Here is a 17,152-nt window from a genome sequence, read left to right as displayed (position 1 = left end):
CCTCCTCCGTTCCCTGTGCGCCGGACAGGTCTCCTCCACGGCCCTTCGCACGACATCGGTGGTAACCCCGCTCATATCCCCTGTCAATATTCTCGTCATACAATCCTACTGTATAACCGGATTGACTTCGACGAACGAACGTGGTCCCACTCGCGCCATCGAGCCGGGGAGAGAACGAGGCTCGACGGCAGTCCCGGGAGAAGGTGAGACACGATGCAGAGCGGCAGTTTGGGCTTTATCGGATTGGGCACGATGGGCGGCGCGATGGCGCGGCGCCTGATCGCGGCCGGGCACCAGCTGGTCGTCGCAGACAACAATCCCGAGGCCGTCGAGCGGCTGACCTCCCTCGGCGCGCGGGCAGCCTCCACGCCTGCGGAAGTCGCGGCAAGCTGCTCGATCGTCTTCCTGTCGCTTCCAACGCCCGATGTCGTGGAGGCTGTCGTGACGGCGGAGAACGGCGTGGCGGCGGGCGCGGGCAACGCGATCGTCGTCGACCTCTCGACCACCGGCTCGCAGGTCGAGTTCCGAATCGACGCGGCACTGAAGGCGTCGGGCAAGTCGCTCGTCGACTGTCCGATCAGCGGCGGGGCGGAGGGCGCCGCGGCAGGAACCCTCGCACTGATGGCCGCCGGCCCGGCCGACAAGCTGGATGCGGTCCAGCCTTACCTCGAAATCCTCGGGACCTGCTTTCGCGTCGGCGACACTCCGGGCCAGGGCCAGATCCTCAAGGTGATCAACAACCTGATGTCCACGGCGGCCCTGACCATCACCTCCGAAGCGCTGGTGCTGGGCACCAAGGCAGGCCTTGATCCCGACCGCATGCTGGAGGCCATCAACGCCGGCAGCGGCCGCAACAGCGCCTCGACGTCCAAATTCCCCAAGCACGTCCTCCCCCGCACCTTTGATTTCGGAATGTCGATCAAACTGTCGGCCAAGGATGCGCGGCTATGCCTTGAAGAGGCGGAGCGGCTCGGCGTTCCGATGATCGTCGGCACCGCCGTGCGGCAACTCCTGACGCTGACCCGCGACCATCTCGGAGGCGACGTCGACATGACGAGCGTCGTGAAGGTGGTCGAGGAATGGGCCGGCGTCGAGGTGCGCGGCGCCGCGGCCAAGGCCTGACCCGATGAGCGATAGACAGGTCGTGATCGTCACCGGGGCGAGCCGCGGGATCGGCCGGTCGGTGGCCGTCGCCTTCGCCGGACGGAACGCCGTTCCGGTTCTGGTCGCCCGCAGCCGGGAGGACCTCGAAGAAACCGCCAATCTATGCCGCGAGGCGGGGGCGCCGGATGTCCTCGTCCGGCCTGCCGATCTCACCGATCCCAGGGAGCCGGAACGGATCGCCGAGGAGGTCGTGGCTCGGTTGGGCCGCATCGACACGCTGGTGAACGTCGCGGGCGACACCAAGCGCGGCTCGTTCCTCGACTTGACGGACGAGGATCACCTCTCCGGCTTCGCGCTGAAATATCACGGGGCGGCTAGGCTCTGCCGCTCGTGCTGGCCGGCGCTGGAAGCGGCCAGGGGGGCGATCGTCAACGTTTCGGGCATCGGCGCCCTGACGCCGGAAGCCGAGTTCACCATCGGCGGCCCGGTCAACTCAGCCCTCCTGAACCTGTCGAAGGCGCTGTCGCGCGTGGCGCCGGACCGGGTGCGGGTCAATTCGCTCTGCCCCGGCCATATCGTCACCGGGCGCCTGCAAAAGCGGATCGACACCGTGGCGCGCGAGGAAAACCTCTCGGACGACGAGGCGCGCGAGACCCTGCGCCGACGGCTCGGCATCACCCATTTCGGCCGACCCGAGGACATCGCCGCGGCGGTCGTCTTCCTGTGCTCGCCCGAGGCGGGATACGTCAACGGCACCAATCTCACCGTCGATGGCGGCGCGACGCCGGGGCTTTGAGGGGAACGTCGATGGACACGCCAGAAATCCGCCTCGCCGGCTTCGTCGGCGCCGTCGCCCTCCCCGACATTCCCGAGACGGTGCGCCGCGCCGCGAAGCGCGCGATCCTCAACGTCCTGGCGACCCTTCTTGCCGGTGCGCGAGAACCCGCCGTCGACAAGGCGTTCGCGGTGCTGGGGCGTCACAATGCGCCGGGCAACGCCGTTCTAGCGACACGCCGGGAGCGGGCCGATCCGCTGTTTGCCGCCTTCTTGAATGCGATGGCGTCGAACATCCACGATTTCGACGACACCCATATGGGCACGATCCTGCATCCTTCCTCGCCGGTTCTTCCCGCGCTGCTCGCACGGGCCAGCGAAAAACCGATGTCCGGAGCCGAACTGCTCGTCGCCTTCATCGCCGGCGTCGAAGTGGAATGCCGGATCGGTCGGGCAATCTCGCCGTCTCACTACGCGCGCGGCTGGCACATCACCTCCACCTGCGGTGTCTTCGGCAGCGCCGCGGCCTGCGGTCGTCACGATGGCCTTACGGCCGAACGCATGGTGGCGGCCTTCGCCGTCGCAGGCGTCCAGGCCTGCGGCATGGTGGAGGCGTTGGGCACCATGGCCAAAAGCGTCAGCGTCGGCAATGCCGCGCGCGGCGGCATGGTCGCGGCCGCCCTGGCAGCCGAGGACTTCGACGGCCCGCCGACCCCGCTGACCGGCGAAAGGGGCTTTCTGAACCTCTATGCCGACAGCCCGTGCGTGGCATCCCTCACCGACGATCTCGGCGAGCGATGGGAACTGACGGACGTCGCCTACAAGCCCTATCCGGTGGGCGTGGTGCTGAACCCCCTGGTCGATGCGGCACTCGAACTGCGCGCCCGCGGCGTCACCCGGCCGGAAGAGATCGCCGCCGTCACCTTTCACGGCCATCCGCTGCTGCGCGAGCGCACCGATCGTCCCGGCGTGACCTACGGCCGCCTGTCGCAGGTCAGCGCGCAACACGCACTGACGATCGCGCTCCTCCGCGGCAAGGCGGGCCTCGCCGAATTCGACGATGCGGCGGTGACCGAGACGATGGGCCGCCGCCCCGAATGCCGCTTCGTCGACGAGGCGGGCCGGGATCCCTCGTCCCTTTCGATGGCGGCACGGCTCGCCTCGGGAGAGACGGTGACGATCGACATCCCGGCCGGCCGCGGGTCACTTGCCAACCCGATGAGCGACGACGACATCGAAAACAAGCTTCGTGCCTGTGCCGGGCTGTCGGGCATGACTGGAAATGCCGACGCCCTCATCGAGACCGTGTGGTCTCTGGAAACGCTGGACGACGTGCAGCGACTGGCCGCCCTTTGTGCCCTGCCGGAGCAACGCTGATGCCCGAACCCTTCGAGCTCTTCGCCCTGCGCTATGCCAATCACGGCGGCCGCAAGCAGTCCGACAATTTCATCGGCGGGGATCCCCATGAGAACGGCGCGGACCTCGACTATTACGTCTGGGTGGCGCGGCGCTCCGACCGATTGTTCGTGATCGATACCGGCTTCGGTCCGGAGGCTGCCGCCCGCCGGGGGCGGACGCTGTTGCGCAGTCCGGCCGAGGCGCTGCATCTTCTGGGCATCGATGCGGCGGCCGTCGACGACGTCATCCTCACCCATCTGCACTACGACCATGCGGGAACGCCCGGCGACTTTCCCGCCGCGCGCTTTCATCTGCAGGACGGCGAGATGGCCTTCGCCACGGGACGCTGCATGTGCCACGCCCATCTCGCCGCGCCCTTCGAGGTGGAGGACGTGGTGACGATGGTGCGGCGGGTGTTTTCCGGCCAGGTGATCTTCCACGACGGCGTGGAAACGCTCTGCGACGGCCTGAGCCTGCATCGTGTCGGCGGCCATTCGTCGGGGCTTCAGGTGGTGCGCGTCTTCACCCGTCGCGGCTGGGTGGTGATCGCCTCGGACGCCTCGCATCTCTACGCCAACATGGGGCGTGGCAAGCCCTTCCCGATCGTCGTCGACGTCGCGGAGATGCTGGATGGGTTTCGACGGATCCGCGCGCTGGCCGACAGCGACGACCATGTGATCCCTGGCCACGATCCGTTGGTCATGCATCTCTATCCGCCCGTGAGCCCGGCGCTCGAAGGCATCGCCGTTCGGCTCGATATGGCGCAGAGACAAGCCCCGTGCTGAAGGGCCGGACCGCCCTCGTCACGGGCTCGACGGATGGCCTGGGCCTTGCGATCGCCGAGGCTCTGGCAAAGGCCGGCGCCAATGTCGCGATCCATGGCCTCGCCGAACACACGACAGGACAAGCCGTCGCCGCCCGCCTTGCCGAGCAGCATTCGGTCGAGACGCTGTTCGATGGGACTAACCTTGCCGACGGCGCTGCGATCACCGCGATGATCGAACGCATTCAGTCGGGTCTCGGCGCCCTGGACATCGTCGTCCACAACGCCGTGGTCCGGCATTTTCATCCCGTCGAGGAGTATTCGCCCGAGGAGTGGGATCAGGCGCTGGCGGTCAACCTGACCGCCGCTTTCCACATCGCAAGGCTGACGCTTCCCGGGATGAAGGCGCGCGCTTTCGGCCGCATCATCCATCTGTCGTCGATCTACGGCAGCCGGGGGATCGCCGATCGCATCGGCTATGTCACCACGAAGACGGCGCTGTTGGGCATGACGCGGGCGATCGCACTGGAGGTCGCGGGAACCGGCGTGACCTGCAACGCGCTCTGCCCGGGAAGCGTCCTGACACCGGCCATTCGTGACCGTCTCGAAAAGGCCGCCGCCGCCGAGGGACGCGCCTTCGCGGACTATGCGCGGGAGTACGCGGCAAAGCGTCATCCCACGGGCGAGTTCGTCGCGCCGGAAGATGTCGGCGCCATGGCAGTCTTTCTGTGCGGGCCCCATTCCTCCGGGGTGACCGGCGCGAGCTTCCAGATGGACGGTGGCTGGCAGGCGGCATGAGGTGACACAAGCTCTTCGGGCCAGTGCCGCTATCAAGTTGTAGATGCTCACGCTATGGTTCAGACGGCGGGCGAACGAGGGAATCGGAAATGGCAGCTGCGGACGGAGAAGATGCGAGGTTCCGGGTGGACCGCGTGGCGAGTTCGCTCCGGCACAGCGTCACCGACAGCATCCGCACCGCGATCTCCGTCCGCCGCTTCCAGCCGGGACAGCGATTGATCGAGCGCGAGCTTTGCGATCTGACAGGGGTGAGCCGGACACTGGTGCGCGAGGCGCTGCGTCAGCTCGAGACCGAGGGATTGATCGCCATCCAGCCTCATCGCGGCCCCGTCGTGAGGGAGCTGACACGCAGCCAGGCCAACGGCGTATACGACGTACGACGGGAGTTGGAGGGTCTCGCCGCGGCGCTCTTCGCCGCCCGCGCAGATCAGAAGCAACGCGACGCTTTGGAGGATGCATTTTCCCGCCTCAAGGTGTCGCTCGCCGAAGGTGACCAGGTCGAACGACTGCGGGCCAAGAATGAATTCTACGAGAAACTGCTGCAGGGAACCGGTAACGAAGCCTTGGCAGAGACCCTGAAGATGCTGAACGCTCGCGTGACATTCTTGCGGGCCACATCTCTTCAAGTCAGTGGACGAGCTCAACAGAGCATTGAGGAACTCGAACGACTGATGCGCGCGCTCGACGACCGAGATGCCCAAGGCGCCCGGGCCGCCGCCGAGTTGCACGTCACCAATGCCGCCGCCGCGGCAGTGAACCAGTTTCTGGAAAACAGCGAAGATTAGTCTTTCTTTGTAGAATCTTAGCCCCCTGTGTGCAGGCGATCCAGCCCTTCGGCAGGCTTAGGAGGGATTGGCCCGGTGCCGGTTCGGCGAGGAAAGCCTCGCAACCTCGGCGACGCTCAAACCGCTCGTGCGCGGCCGCTCGACGGCCTGACGCTTGAATGCCTCCGGAAAGAACCGGCGCTTCTTCTCTCCCATCGGACACGCCATGGCTTGGTCGGAAAGCCGATCACCGGTATCCACGCAACCGGAGCAAGAACGGTCGATCCGCCAAGCTTCGCGCGGGCCGATCGCTTCCAGGCCGACTGGATCAAATGCCGACGAACCGATAGGCCGCGTCTTGCCGCTCGACATGGCCGATGCCGCCATTCGGCAGATGGAAGCCGATGATCTTGATGCCCTCGCCCGCCGCTCGGTCGAGGAGCCGCATGCGGGTTGCCGCACCCTTGTCGCCGTCCTGATCGGCGCCCCAGGGAAGATCGGGGCGCAGGAAAGAGATCGGATCGTTCGAGATCGCGTCGCCGACGATCATCGCCGGCTCGCCCCCATGGACGATGAAAGCCATGTGCCCCGGCGTATGTCCGAAAGCCGCCATCGCCTCGACGCCCGGCACCGGCTCGTCCCCAGGCTCGAACAGCGAAACCGTCTCCTCGATCGCATCGAAACGATTGCGTGCGCCTGCGACGAAGGAATGCCGCTCCTCGGGTAGATCCGACAGCGCCCGCTCGGAGCGCCAGAAATTCCATTCATCGGAGGCGACATGATGGGTCGCATTGGCAAATAGCGGATCATCGAAATCGTCCACCACGCCCCAGATGTGATCTGGATGGGCATGGGTGAAGATCACGTCGGTGACGTCACCCGGATCGATCCCGGCGACGTCGAGACTGGCCGGCAACCGTCCCGCCGTGGGCATGAAGTTCGGTCCCGAACCGGCATCGAACAGGACGAGCCGGTTCTCCGAGCGCAGGACCGCGACGTTGCAGGCCGGCGTGAGGGTCTCATCCAGCTTGACGCCAAGCTCCAACCGCGTCGGCTCGGGAACAAGAAAGGCCGACGGCAGCTCGAGATGGCCGTCGCTGAGCGTCGCGAGCGCGTTCGCGTTGGCGGCGCGCGATCGGCAGGAAAACGCGGTCCCTCCCGCGAACGCTGCGAGAGTCAAGAACCCGAATTTCCGACGATTCAACATGGCATCCTCCCGATACATCATGAAAAATATATGTGTTCGGAGAGCCCGGCAATCTGCCCCAGGATCAATTCTCGATCTCGTTCTGCCCGGCAAGGCGGCGCACTGCACGATGCGGTCGGTTTCGTCGCAAGTTGCGCCTTCGGATCAGCCTGCCGGGAGCAGACTTGCTCCTTGTGCAATGAACACCGGCGGAATCCGTGCCACGGCGGGAAGCCGCTGTGGAGGCCTTGCGGGGAGCCCGCACCGTCGAGCGCCCGTCCGGGATCGGCACGCACTGCAGCGGCTCGAACGTGACAGAGGAGACCGTCATGGACGAAGACCAATCGAACCGGTTCGTGGGCCTTTACTTCGCAGTCCGATCGTTCGGAGAAACTCGTAGCCGACACGATCAGTCGCGCGGCGAGCGCTCCTCACTTGGGAATGACATGAATGAAAACGCGTCTGGTCGCGTCCCTGGTTGATGCAGGTCAATCAAACGCGACAGTCTTTCTCTATTCTTCACCAAAACCCACTACGGGCAGAGGGCCATGCCGAAGGTTCAGTATCTGAGCGTCAAGGAAGTGGCGGACCGCCTGAAGGATGCCGAGGCGACGGGCCGCCATTTGATCAAGGGCGGCCAACAGAGCGCAATCGACATCGGGACGGGTTGGCGCTCGGGGCATGGCGAACCTGACGGTCTCGCCTCGGCGGTGGTCTGGCTGAAGTCGGATGAGCCGAAATTTGTGACCCCGGTCGAAAGCGTCATCGACGGCAGCTGCAAGGCGATGAAATGACCTTGACCAATGCCCACGCGACCCCCGCGTCAGCTTGCCTTGCGGCGCTGGAAGCTTCGCCTGAAGGCCTGACTGCGAACGAGGCAGCGCGGCGGCTGGCACAGCATGGCCCAAACCGTCTCCCCGAGGTGCGGGCGCGTGGGCCGGTGCTGCGGTTCCTGATGCAGTTCCACAACGTGCTCATCTATGTGCTTCTCGGCGCGGCGGCGGTGACCGGGACCTTGCAGCACTGGGTCGATACGGGGGTGATCCTGGCAGTGGTTCTGGCCAATGCGGTGATCGGCTTCGTCCAGGAGGGCAAGGCCGAGGCTGCGATGGCCGCGATCCGCAACATGCTGGCGCCCCGCGCCGCCGTCCTGCGCGACGGACACCGGACGACGCTGGACGGGGTCGACCTCGTGCCCGGCGACATCGTCTTGCTGGAAGCCGGTGACAAAGTTCCGGCCGACCTGCGGGTCTTGGAAGCGAGGGGACTGGCGGTCCAGGAGGCGCTCCTGACGGGCGAGTCCTTGCCGGTGGAAAAGGGGCCGGAGCCGGTCGCGGCGGATGCAGCTCTTGGCGACCGCCGGTCGATGCTGTGGTCCGGTACGCTGGTGACGCAGGGTACGGCGCGCGGGCTGGTGGTGGCCACCGGTGCGGGCACCGAAATCGGGCGCATCGGCGGTCTTCTTGCGGGCGTCGAGCAACTGACCACCCCCCTGGTCGCGCAGATGGACCACTTCGCGCGCTGGCTGTCGTTCCTGATCCTGCTCTTCGCCGCGCTCCTGCTCGCCTATGGCTACTTCGTCGGCCACATGCCCTTTGCCGACCTCTTCATGGCCGTCGTCGGCGTCGCGGTGGCGGCGATCCCCGAAGGTCTGCCGGCGGTAATGACCGTCACGCTTGCCATCGGCGTGCAGGCCATGGCGCGGCGGCATGCCATCGTGCGCCGCCTGCCGGCGATCGAGGCAATCGGTTCGGTCTCGGTAATCTGCACCGACAAGACGGGAACGCTGACCCGCAACGAGATGGTCGTCGCTGCAGCCGACACGCCGGAGGGCACCTTCAGCATTGCGGGTGAAGGCTATGCGCCGCAGGGCACGATCACGCCTTCGGGCGACCTCGGGCGTCTCGCGCTGGCGGCTGCCCTTTGCAACGACGCGCGTCTGCATCGCAAGGACGCCACTTGGACGGTCGAGGGCGATCCGATGGAGGGTGCGCTTTTGGCCTTTGCTGGAAAGGTGGGCAGCGACCACCCGGGCCGTCGATGGGATGCCATTCCCTTCGACAGCCGCCACCGCTTCATGGCCGTGCTGACCGAGGGCGCGTTCGGGCGCCTGGTACATGTGAAGGGCGCGCCCGAGCGCGTGCTGCGCATGTGTGCGGGACTGGACCAGGCCCAATGGCACGACCGGGCCGAGGCGCTTGCGAAGCGGGGCTTGCGGGTTCTGGCCTTCGCGGAGCGGACCGAACCGGGCAACAAGATCGACCCGAAGGTGCTGGAGGGTGGGCTGACCTTCCTCGGCCTCGTCGGCCTGATCGACCCGCCCAGGCCCGAGGCGATTGCCGCTGTCGCCGAATGCCGGACGGCGGGGATCCGCATCAAGATGATCACCGGCGACCATGCCGGCACAGCCGCCGCCATTGCGGGCCAGATCGGGCTGGAGAACCCCGACCGCGTGCTGACAGGCCATGATCTCGACAAGCTGGACGATCCGCAGCTGGCGCTGGAGGTCGTCGGAACCAACGTCTTCGCCCGCACGAGCCCCGAACACAAGCTCCGCCTGGTGACCGCACTCCAGGCAAACGGCCTTTCGGTGGCGATGACCGGCGACGGGGTGAACGACGCCCCCGCCCTGAAGCGCGCCGATGCGGGCATTGCCATGGGCTTGAAGGGATCGGAAGCGGCAAAGGAGGCAGCCGATCTGGTGCTGGCGGATGACAACTTCGCCTCGATCGCAGCCGCCGTGCGCGAAGGGCGAACAGTCTATTCCAACCTGAAAAAGGTGATCAGTTGGACACTGCCCACCAGCGCGGGCGAGTCGATGGTCATCGTACTGGCGCTGCTTCTAGGGCTTGCCCTGCCGATCACGGCCGTGCAAATCCTCTGGATCAACCTGATCACCGGGATCACGCTGGGCTTGGCGCTGGCCTTCGAGCCGACCGAAAGCGGCACGATGTCCCGCCCGCCGCGCGCCCGCCATGCCCCCATCCTGTCGGGCGAGCTGGTCTGGCATGTCGTTCTGGTCGCGGCCCTATTCCTGGCGGCGGTCTTCGGCGTTTTCACCTATGCCATCGAAAAGGGCTACCCGCTGGCATTGGCGCAGACCATGGCGATGAACACGCTGGTTGTGCTGGAGATCTTCCACCTGTTCTTCATCCGCAACATCCACGGCACGTCGCTGACATGGGCCGCGGCGAAGGGGACCCGCGTGGTCTGGACCGTGGTCCTCGTCATCACGGCCGCCCAGTTCGCCGTCACTTACCTTTCGCCGTTGCGGGTCGTGCTGGGCACCGCACCGGTGCCCCTGTTCGAGGGTCTGCTGATCGTCTGCATCGGAGCGGTCTTCTTCGCGCTGATCGAGATCGAGAAGCAGATCAGGCTGGGATTGAGATCATGACACGACCACCAAGACAGAAGCTGCGCCCTGCACCCCTTCCTGCCGCAGATCCGATTCAAGCGCAGATTCCCACCGTCGTGCCACCCCTGCAAGACCTACAGCAGGACCATCCGCGCACCCATCTCGACCGCGCGGCACGCGGCGCCTTGGCGAAGCTGAGCGGCGGGGTGTCGCCCCATGCCTTCATTCAGGCCTGGAGCGACTGGGCGCAACATCTGGCGCGCTCGCCCGGCCGCCAGATGGAACTGGCCGAGCATGCTCAGCAGAACCTTCTGAAGGTCATGGCGCTTGCTGCCAGCACGAGAAGCCCGCCGCCCTTTGCGCCGAAGCCTCATGACAAGCGCTTTTCCCATCCCGGCTGGCAGACCTTCCCTTTCCAGCTGTGGCAACAGGGATTTCTTGCGGTGCAGGATTGGTGGGAGCAAGCCACCGAGCCGATGCGCGGCCTGCGCCCCGAGGATACTGACCGCACCCGGTTTCTCGCCCGCCAGACGCTGGACGTGCTGTCGCCCTCGAACCTGCCATGGCTCAATCCCGAGATCATCGCCGAGACCATGAAGGCTGGCGGCCGCAACCTGAGCGAAGGGGCGGAGCATTTCCTTCAGGATGCGATCAAAACGATGACGAACCGGCATGACCCTCCTCCCGAAGGCTACCGGATCGGCACCGACCTGGCCTGCTCCCCCGGCCACGTTGTCTTTCGAAACGACCTGATGGAACTGATCCAGTATGCGCCGCAGACGCAGCAGGTGCAGGCGCGGCCGATCCTGATCGTTCCGGCCTGGATCATGAAGTACTACATCCTCGACCTCTCGCCCGGGAATTCGATGGTGCGCTACCTCGTCGCGCAGGGTTTCACCGTCTTCATGATCTCCTGGATAAACCCGACGAGGAAGCATCGCGAACTCTCGCTGGAGGATTACCGCAAGCGGGGCGTCCTGGCGGCGCTAGACGCGGTGACGAGGATCGTGCCGGACACCGAGGTTCATGCGGTCGGCTATTGCCTGGGCGGCACGATCCTGGCGATAACCGCAGCGACCATGGCGCGCGACCGCGATGATCGACTTGCGTCAGTCACGCTGATGGCGGCCCAAGTGGACTTCGCCGAAGCGGGCGAGCTGCTGCTCTTTCTCGATGAAAGCCAAGTCGCTTTCCTCGAGGATCTGATGTGGGAGCAAGGCTATCTCGACCGCCCGCAGATGGCCCGCGCCTTTGCCGCCATCCGGGCCGAGGACCTGATCTGGACCCGCGCCGTCCAGCGCTACTTTCTCGGGCGCGAGGATATGCCGACCGACATCGGCGTGTGGCTCGCCGACACGACGCGGATGCCCGCTCGGATGCACTCGCAATACCTGCGCGGGCTGTTCCTCGAGAACCGGCTGACGGCGGGACGTTTCGCGGTGGAGGGCCGGGTGATCGCGCTCAAGGACCTTTCGGTGCCGCTGTTCGTGGTGGGGACCGAGACGGACCACATCGCGCCCTGGCGGTCGGTCTACAAGACCCAGCTCTTCACCGACAGCGATCTGACCTTCGTGCTGACCAAGGGCGGGCACAACACCGGCATTCTCAGCGAGCCGGGACACAAGGGCAGGCACTACCGCATTTCGCGTCGCCCGGCCGGCGCGCTCTATGTCGGCCCCGACGGCTGGTTGGCCCAGACCGAGACCCTGCCGGGATCCTGGTGGCCCGACTGGTCGGACTGGCTGATGAAGCAGGGCGGCGGACAGGTGGCACCCGCCACGATGGGCGCCCCGCAGCGAGGTCTTCCCCCATTGGCCGCGGCACCCGGCAGCTATGTCCTGCAGGGCTGATCTGCCGTGTCGATGCCTGAGAGCTTTCTCCGGTGCTCCATCCCGTCTCGCATTTCACGCTGTGGCCCGAGCCGTGACAGGCCCGCGGTTCGCTAAAGGCTCATGGAGCGGTGGCCCGACGGTTCGAGGTCGCCGAACAGGCTGGCGATAGCAGCGCGAATGACGGCGACAACACCCTTCAGCCAGGCGAGGACGGCGTTGGCCGCGTCGCCGATGTATGGTCGCCCACGACCAGCAACGCCGACGCGCCGTTCGTCGAAGACGTCAGTTGGCGAGGCCACTCTGCGGATCGACCCCGAGCTTCGACAGGCGGATGACCGCCTGGGTGCGGCTGTCGACCCCGAGCTTCAACAGGACGGCCGAGACATGGGCCTTGATCGTCGGCTCCGAAACGCCGAGTTCATAGGCGATCTGCTTGTTGAGAAGGCCGCGGCCGAGCATCGAGAGCACCCGCGTCTGCTGCGGCGTCAGGCTCTTCATCCTGACGATCAGTTCGCTCACCTCGGGATCGCCCGGTGCGTCGAGCGAGACATTGCCCGGCAGCCAGACGTCGCCCCTGAGCAGCGTCTCGATGGCCTGGCGTATCTCGTCGAAACCCGCCGACTTCGGGATGAAACCCGAGGCGCCGAGATCGAGGGCGCGCGCGATGATCTGGCCGTCCTCGCTAGCGGAAACGATCGCGATCGGCACCGACGGGTGCTCGGCACGAAGCAGAGCGAGGCCGGACAGACCACTGGTGCCCGGCATCGCCAGGTCGAGAAGAAGGAGATCGGCATCGCCGTGCCGCTCGAGCGCCGCGGCCGCCTCGCCGAAATCCGCCGCTTCGACGATGTCCGCGCCGCCCGGAAGCGACCGAAGGATCTCCTTCAGCGCCCCGCGGAAAAGCGGGTGATCGTCGGCAACGATGAATAGCGGTCGCATCGGCCCCCCTTGCCTGTGTCCTGCGTTCGAAGCTCTCCCCGGCATCCGAGTGTCGATCGCCGAACTTCAAAATCGAATGGACTGTCGTCGAACATGCGTCCTGGCTTGGCTTTCCGGTGTCGCGTTCTTCACGGCGCCTTGCGGCCGCAAATGAACGCTCTTCCAGTCACCAGACCAGACCGGCTGGAACTTCTACTCTCGGCTCGGCCTTTAGCCAATCGGCAGTTGCCATGCCAAGCGACCGGATCTCCATGCCGCGGGCGAATCGGCGGCAGACCGCACCTCTGCCACCACGAGCGGCCATGCCGCCACGCGCCGTCTAGCTCGCTCAGGCCCCCTCCGGGGGCATCTCGGCCATCATCGTGATCGGCACGCGGAAATGCAGGTAGCGCGGATCGAACTCGCCGAGCCGGGCCAATGTCTTCCATTCGCGGATCGTCATCCGCGAGCGCTCGCGGTCGACCACGCCGTTAAGCCGCAGGTCCTTCAGGACACGGTTCACAGTCACCACGGTCAGCCCCAGTGCATCGGCGAGTTCGTGCTGGGTCAGCGGCAGCCGGTAGACGTAGTCGGGCGCGAGGCCCACGGCCCGCATGCGCATAGCGATCTCGCACAAGAGATGGGCCGTGCGGCTGTGACCGGAAAGGCGGCCCAGACCGACGATCCACTCCCGGAAGATCGCTCCGTCAATCAGCGTCTCGCGCCACAGGGCCGCCGCGACCTTCGGCCGGCGGATGCAAAGATCCCAAACGGCGTCATGGGAAACGAAGCCGATCCGGCTGCGTGTCGTCGCCGCGAAGCTGTGATCCATGTAGTTCATGTGCAGGCTGTGCAGGTCGGGGATGTCGCCCGAGACGTGGAAGGCGATGATCTGCCGCTTGCCCTCGAGGGTGTGGCGGTAACGATAGGTGAATCCATCGATCAGGATGCAGCACTGGCTGACGTACTGGCCTTCCGACACGATGTCGATTCCCGCGTCGAATTCGCGGACTGTGACCGGCAGCTCCAGAACGGCGGCCTCGTCCTCGGCGTCGATATCCGCCACGAGGTTCAGCCGCTTCAAGAGGATCTTATGGGCGGTCTTGTCCAAACGGTTCTCCAGCTGACATCAAGGGCGGTTCTTGACGACCGCCTCTTTGCTTATCGTTCCATGCCCCATGTCTCATGCGCCAGCCAATGGTCGAGCTGCAAGATCAGTCGTTCACGGATGCCTGATCCAGCATAGGCAGGCATCCGCCAGAAGTGAAGCGTAGCGAGCATTTGCAGGCCGCCGCCGATCGTTTCCCGGCGGCCGGGCCGCCCGCTCGCTGGTGCGGGCCCGGAGTGGCAGGTCGGCGTTCACTTGCCGAGATCGAGGGACACGTGGGCGACATCGTGGAAATCCGTCGTCGGCTCCGGCGCGAAGCCGAGGTCGTGCGCGAGCTTGAGCATGCCGACGTTCTCGCGCAGGATCTCACCGAAGACCCGGGAAAGCCCTTTGACGCGGGCATAGTCGAGAATGGCGGACATCAACTTGAAACCGAGCCCCCGGCCCTTCATGTCGGAGCGCACGAGGACCGCGAACTCCGCCGCCTCGTTCTCCGGATCGGCGACGATCCGCACGACGCCGAAGATCGGCCCCTCGCCATAGCCCGACCCCGGCGCGACGGCGATCAGCGCCATCTCGCGGTCGTAGTCGATCTGGGTGAAGCGGGCCGCCGTCTGGTGCGGAAATGCCTTCATCGGCCCCATGAAGCGCAGGCGAAGGTCCTCCGGCCCGCAGGCCATCACCATCTCGGCGAGTGCCGCCTCGTCTTCCGGCCGGATCGGGCGCAGCAGATACTGTACGTCGTCGCGAATGGTGATGAAGTGTTCCCATTCCCGCGGATAGGGGCGGATGGCCGGCTGGGCGCTCGGGGCCCGACGCTCGTCCGCCGCCGCTTCGATGGCGATGCGCGCGTCGAGTGCGAGGACGCCGTTCTCGTCGGCGGCGAGCGGGTTGATGTCGAGTTCGCGCACCCTCGGTAGAAGCACTGCGAGTTCCGAGAGCCGGACCAGCGCATCGGTGAGATGGTCCATGTCGACGGGCGGCACGTCGCGAAAGCCGTGGAGCAGCCTGGCGATCGCCGTCCGCTCGATCATCTGCCGCGCCAGCGCCGAGTTGAGCGGCGGCAGGCCGACCACCCGGTCGCCGACGATCTCGGCCTCCTTGCCGCCTCGGCCGAACAGGACGACGGGGCCGAAGGTCGGGTCGCGGGCGATGCCGGCGATGAGTTCATGGGCGCCGCTGCGGCGAACCATCGGCTGAACCGTGAAGCCGGCGATGCTGGCGCCCGGCTGCGCGCGGCCGACCGCCGCAATCATCTCGTTCGCGGCGTCGAGCATCGCGCCGGAGCTCTCGATGTCGAGCCTCACCCCGCCGACGTCCGACTTGTGGGTGATTTCGGGCGAGACGATCTTGAGAACCGCCGTCCCACCGATCTCGGCGAATTTCCGGGCCGCCTCTTCCGGAGAGCGAACGAAGAAGGTCGGCACCGTCGGCACACCGAAAAGCCGCAGGATCTCCTTGGCCTCCCATTCGCTGAGGGTGGTCCGCCCCTCCATCGCGGCTTGGTCGATGATCCGGTTCGCCGCCGCAACGTCTTCGGCGGAAATCATCACGCCGGCGGCGGGAGTCTCCATCAGCTGCGCCTGATTGCGCCGATAGTCGACGAGGTGGGTGAAAGCCCGGATCGCGTCCTCCGGGCTTTCGAAGCTCGGGATCCGTTGCCGCGCCAGCTCGGCCCGAACGGGTCCGGCGGTCACGCCGCCGAGCCAGTTGGCAAGCACGGGGAAGCGCGGGCGCGTCTTCGCGACCTCGATCACCGCCTGTGCCGCCGCCATGTTGTCGGCCACCGCGGTCGGGCAGTTGATGACGAGGACGGCGTCGGCCGCGCGGTCGGCGATGAGGATCTCCAGCGCCGCCCGGTAGCGCTCCGGCGTCGCATCGCCGATGATGTCGACCGGATTGCCATGAGACCAGGTCGACGGCAGGACGGCGTCGAGGCGCTCCAGCACGGGGCTGCTCAGTTCGGCCAGATGGCCGCCGAGGGCTTCCAGCCAGTCGACGGCGAGGACGCCGGCGCCGCCGCCATTGGTCAGGACCGCCAGCCTTTCGCCGCCGATCCGGATGCCGGTCGAAAGGGTTGCCGCCGCCTCGAACAGATCCTCGAGCGCCGCGACGCGCAGGATGCCTGCACGCCGGAACGCCGCGTCGTAGACGAAATCGGAGCCAGCCATCGCCCCGGTATGCGACTGGGCCGCCCGTGCCCCCTCGGCGCTGCGGCCGGACTTGATGACCAGCACCGGCTTGGACCGCGAGGCGACCCTTGCTGCCGACATGAATTTCTTGGCGAAGGTGACGTTCTCGACATAGAGCAGAATCGCCTTCGTATCGCGATCGGTCGACAGGAAGTCGAGCATGTCGCCGAAATCGGCGTCGCTCATGTCACCGAGCGAGACGACATGGGAAAAGCCGATGTTGCGGGCGGCCGCCCAGTCGAGGATCGCCGTCGCGATCGCTCCCGACTGGCTGACGAGGGCGATCTCGCCTTTCGCCGGCATGAGATGGGAAAAGCTCGCATTGATGCCGGCAGCGGTGGAAATCAGGCCGAGACAGTTCGGCCCGACGATCCGCATCAGATGCGGGCGGGCGCGGTCGAGCATCTCCTGGCGGAGCGACTTGCCGCTTATCCCGGCTTCGCCGAGCCCGGCGCTGATGACCACGGCGGCGCAGCACCCCATGGCCCCGAGCTCCCCGACGATACCGGGTACGGTGCGGGCGGGCGTCGCGACGATGGCGAGATCCGGGCATTCAGGCAGCGCGCCGAGCGTATTATGGACGGGCCGGCCCTCGATCACCCGCTCATGCGGGTTGACCAGCATCACCGGTCCGTCGAAGCCGCCCGTCAGAAGGTTCCTGGCGATGACGTTGCCGACCGAGCGCGGCGCGTTGCTCGCCCCGACGAGCGCGATCGAGCGCGGCCGGAACAGCGCTTCGAAGTTGCGGATACTCATGGGCCACCTTCCATCGTCGTGCGTCGTCGCACCCAGCCCGAGGCGAGACGCGGCCGCTCACGCCGCAACGCAAGAAGCCAATCCGCGGGCCCCCGCCACGAACCGACCGCCTGCGGGACGACCGGGCCGGTCGCCTTGCTGCGGATGGCGGCCGTGCCGCTTGCGTTTCCGCGCCGAGACCGCTGGCGCCGCTCGGATCGCGTT

At 66.4% G+C, this 17,152-nt stretch carries 15 protein-coding genes; 9 read left to right on the top strand and 6 right to left on the bottom strand.

From position 1 onward, the window contains the following. The first annotated feature begins 213 nt into the window (after window positions 1-213). The 6 genes from GTK09_RS01850 (at window position 214) to GTK09_RS01825 (ending at window position 5,622) form a co-directional block, all read left to right on the top strand. The gene (locus tag GTK09_RS01850; protein WP_163460763.1) at window positions 214-1,122 is read left to right on the top strand and encodes an NAD(P)-dependent oxidoreductase; all 909 of its coding nucleotides are present in this window, start codon (window positions 214-216) and stop codon (window positions 1,120-1,122) included. Between the two features lie 4 nt (window positions 1,123-1,126). Beyond that, on the top strand, window positions 1,127-1,900 hold the full coding sequence (locus tag GTK09_RS01845; RefSeq protein ID WP_163460762.1) for an SDR family oxidoreductase: 774 nt from the start codon (window positions 1,127-1,129) through the stop codon (window positions 1,898-1,900). An 11-nt stretch (window positions 1,901-1,911) separates the two neighbouring features. Beyond that, on the top strand, window positions 1,912-3,255 hold the full coding sequence (locus GTK09_RS01840) for an MmgE/PrpD family protein (RefSeq protein ID WP_163460761.1): 1,344 nt from the start codon (window positions 1,912-1,914) through the stop codon (window positions 3,253-3,255). Beyond that, complete coding sequence (locus tag GTK09_RS01835) at window positions 3,255-4,061, top strand: N-acyl homoserine lactonase family protein (RefSeq protein WP_203560841.1); 807 nt, start codon at window positions 3,255-3,257, stop codon at window positions 4,059-4,061. Before GTK09_RS01840 ends, GTK09_RS01835 begins: the two co-directional genes overlap by 1 nt. Then, window positions 4,055-4,837 (top strand): SDR family oxidoreductase, encoded by a 783-nt coding sequence (locus GTK09_RS01830; protein WP_312869552.1) that lies wholly within the window; start codon window positions 4,055-4,057, stop codon window positions 4,835-4,837. Before GTK09_RS01835 ends, GTK09_RS01830 begins: the two co-directional genes overlap by 7 nt. A gap of 89 nt (window positions 4,838-4,926) precedes the next feature. Further along, a complete protein-coding gene (locus GTK09_RS01825; protein WP_163460760.1) occupies window positions 4,927-5,622 on the top strand; it encodes a GntR family transcriptional regulator in 696 nt (231 codons plus the stop codon). Between the two features lie 57 nt (window positions 5,623-5,679). Here GTK09_RS01825 and GTK09_RS01820 read toward each other — a convergent pair whose 3' ends face one another. Both GTK09_RS01820 and GTK09_RS01815 read right to left on the bottom strand, forming a co-directional pair. Beyond that, entirely contained in the window at window positions 5,680-5,973 is a 294-nt protein-coding gene (locus GTK09_RS01820) for a transposase (protein WP_163460759.1), read from the bottom strand. Then, a complete protein-coding gene (locus GTK09_RS01815; RefSeq protein WP_246217633.1) occupies window positions 5,930-6,781 on the bottom strand; it encodes an MBL fold metallo-hydrolase in 852 nt (283 codons plus the stop codon). Before GTK09_RS01815 ends, GTK09_RS01820 begins: the two co-directional genes overlap by 44 nt. A gap of 554 nt (window positions 6,782-7,335) precedes the next feature. Here GTK09_RS01815 and GTK09_RS01810 point away from each other — a divergent pair. From GTK09_RS01810 to GTK09_RS01800, 3 genes are read left to right on the top strand one after another with little or no spacing between them, the layout of a single operon-like run. Further along, window positions 7,336-7,581 carry a hypothetical protein gene (locus GTK09_RS01810; RefSeq protein ID WP_163460445.1) on the top strand — a complete coding sequence of 82 codons (246 nt, stop codon included), beginning with the start codon at window positions 7,336-7,338 and terminating at the stop codon, window positions 7,579-7,581. Further along, a complete protein-coding gene (locus GTK09_RS01805) occupies window positions 7,578-10,181 on the top strand; it encodes a cation-transporting P-type ATPase (RefSeq protein WP_163460757.1) in 2,604 nt (867 codons plus the stop codon). The genes GTK09_RS01810 and GTK09_RS01805 overlap by 4 nt, the downstream gene beginning before the upstream one ends. After that, window positions 10,178-11,992 (top strand): PHA/PHB synthase family protein, encoded by a 1,815-nt coding sequence (locus tag GTK09_RS01800; RefSeq protein WP_163460756.1) that lies wholly within the window; start codon window positions 10,178-10,180, stop codon window positions 11,990-11,992. The genes GTK09_RS01805 and GTK09_RS01800 overlap by 4 nt, the downstream gene beginning before the upstream one ends. Before the next feature lie 92 nt (window positions 11,993-12,084). Here the strand turns inward: GTK09_RS01800 and GTK09_RS01795 are convergent, their stop codons facing one another. The 4 genes from GTK09_RS01795 to GTK09_RS01780 form a co-directional block, all read right to left on the bottom strand. Beyond that, window positions 12,085-12,273: a hypothetical protein gene (locus GTK09_RS01795; protein ID WP_163460755.1), complete on the bottom strand. Its 189-nt coding sequence runs from the start codon at window positions 12,271-12,273 to the stop codon at window positions 12,085-12,087. Beyond that, on the bottom strand, window positions 12,257-12,913 hold the full coding sequence (locus GTK09_RS01790) for a response regulator (RefSeq protein WP_163460754.1): 657 nt from the start codon (window positions 12,911-12,913) through the stop codon (window positions 12,257-12,259). The genes GTK09_RS01795 and GTK09_RS01790 overlap by 17 nt, the downstream gene beginning before the upstream one ends. Before the next feature lie 328 nt (window positions 12,914-13,241). Then, window positions 13,242-14,003, bottom strand: a complete 762-nt coding sequence (locus tag GTK09_RS01785) for a Crp/Fnr family transcriptional regulator (RefSeq protein WP_246217632.1) — start codon at window positions 14,001-14,003, stop codon at window positions 13,242-13,244. Between the two features lie 248 nt (window positions 14,004-14,251). Then, window positions 14,252-16,948: a bifunctional acetate--CoA ligase family protein/GNAT family N-acetyltransferase gene (locus tag GTK09_RS01780; protein WP_163460753.1), complete on the bottom strand. Its 2,697-nt coding sequence runs from the start codon at window positions 16,946-16,948 to the stop codon at window positions 14,252-14,254. Between the last annotated feature and the right edge of the window lie 204 nt (window positions 16,949-17,152).

The organism is Jiella pacifica, assembly GCF_010500815.1.
In the GTDB taxonomy this organism is placed as follows: Bacteria; Pseudomonadota; Alphaproteobacteria; order Rhizobiales; family Rhizobiaceae; genus Jiella; species Jiella pacifica.
This window is presented reverse-complemented; position numbering and strand designations above follow the sequence as displayed.

Bases quoted from the DNA above. Each gene is read 5' to 3' on its own strand.
- GTK09_RS01850 (WP_163460763.1), top strand. From the start codon at position 214: ATGCAGAGCGGCAGTTTGGGCTTTATCGGATTGGGCACGATGGGCGGC.
- GTK09_RS01845 (WP_163460762.1), top strand. From the start codon at position 1,127: ATGAGCGATAGACAGGTCGTGATCGTCACCGGGGCGAGCCGCGGGATC.
- GTK09_RS01840 (WP_163460761.1), top strand. From the start codon at position 1,912: ATGGACACGCCAGAAATCCGCCTCGCCGGCTTCGTCGGCGCCGTCGCC.
- GTK09_RS01835 (WP_203560841.1), top strand. From the start codon at position 3,255: ATGCCCGAACCCTTCGAGCTCTTCGCCCTGCGCTATGCCAATCACGGC.
- GTK09_RS01825 (WP_163460760.1), top strand. From the start codon at position 4,927: ATGGCAGCTGCGGACGGAGAAGATGCGAGGTTCCGGGTGGACCGCGTG.
- GTK09_RS01820 (WP_163460759.1), bottom strand. From the start codon at position 5,973: ATGTCGAGCGGCAAGACGCGGCCTATCGGTTCGTCGGCATTTGATCCA.
- GTK09_RS01810 (WP_163460445.1), top strand. From the start codon at position 7,336: ATGCCGAAGGTTCAGTATCTGAGCGTCAAGGAAGTGGCGGACCGCCTG.
- GTK09_RS01805 (WP_163460757.1), top strand. From the start codon at position 7,578: ATGACCTTGACCAATGCCCACGCGACCCCCGCGTCAGCTTGCCTTGCG.
- GTK09_RS01800 (WP_163460756.1), top strand. From the start codon at position 10,178: ATGACACGACCACCAAGACAGAAGCTGCGCCCTGCACCCCTTCCTGCC.
- GTK09_RS01790 (WP_163460754.1), bottom strand. From the start codon at position 12,913: ATGCGACCGCTATTCATCGTTGCCGACGATCACCCGCTTTTCCGCGGG.
- GTK09_RS01780 (WP_163460753.1), bottom strand. From the start codon at position 16,948: ATGAGTATCCGCAACTTCGAAGCGCTGTTCCGGCCGCGCTCGATCGCG.